This window comes from Arthrobacter sp. CC3, from assembly GCF_039907775.1.
GTDB lineage: Bacteria > Actinomycetota > Actinomycetes > Actinomycetales > Micrococcaceae > Arthrobacter.
Genome location: NZ_JARCCY010000117.1, coordinates 1 through 612, shown reverse-complemented (window position 1 = coordinate 612; position 612 = coordinate 1). Strand labels below are relative to the sequence as shown.

Sequence of the window (612 nt, the reverse complement as noted above, 5' to 3'; positions counted from 1 at the left end):
ATCATCCAGAACTGTGAAGTCACCGGCTTCATCAAGGACGGCAACCGCGTGGTGGGTGTCAAGACCAACAAGGGCACCATCAACACCGAAAAGGTGGGTCTCGCAGCCGCCGGGCACAGCTCGGTCCTGGCCGAAATGGCCGGTTTCCGGCTCCCCATCCAGTCCCACCCGCTGCAGGCACTGGTTTCCGAACTGCACGAGCCGGTCCACCCGACGGTGGTGATGTCCAACCACGTGCACGTCTATGTTTCGCAGGCCCATAAGGGCGAACTGGTGATGGGCGCGGGCGTGGATTCGTATAACGGTTACGGCCAGCGCGGGTCCTTCCATGTGATTGAGCACCAGATGGCCGCCGCGGTTGAGCTGTTCCCCATTTTTGCCCGGGCGCATGTGCTGCGGACCTGGGGCGGGATTGTGGACACGACCCTGGATGCGTCCCCGATCGTGGGCAACACCCCGGTGGAGAACATGTTTGTGAACTGCGGCTGGGGCACGGGCGGTTTCAAGGCGACCCCGGCTGCCGGGCTGACGTTCGCGCACAATATCGCCACGGGTGCCCCGCACAAGCTGAATAAGCCGTTTGCGCTGGAACGTTTTGAAACCGGTGCCCTG

At 62.7% G+C, this 612-nt stretch carries 1 protein-coding gene; it reads left to right on the top strand.

What is annotated here, in order from left to right:
- Window positions 1-612, top strand: a 612-nt coding sequence (locus PV761_RS24240) for an FAD-dependent oxidoreductase (RefSeq protein ID WP_347900057.1), incomplete at both ends; no start/stop codon positions are given.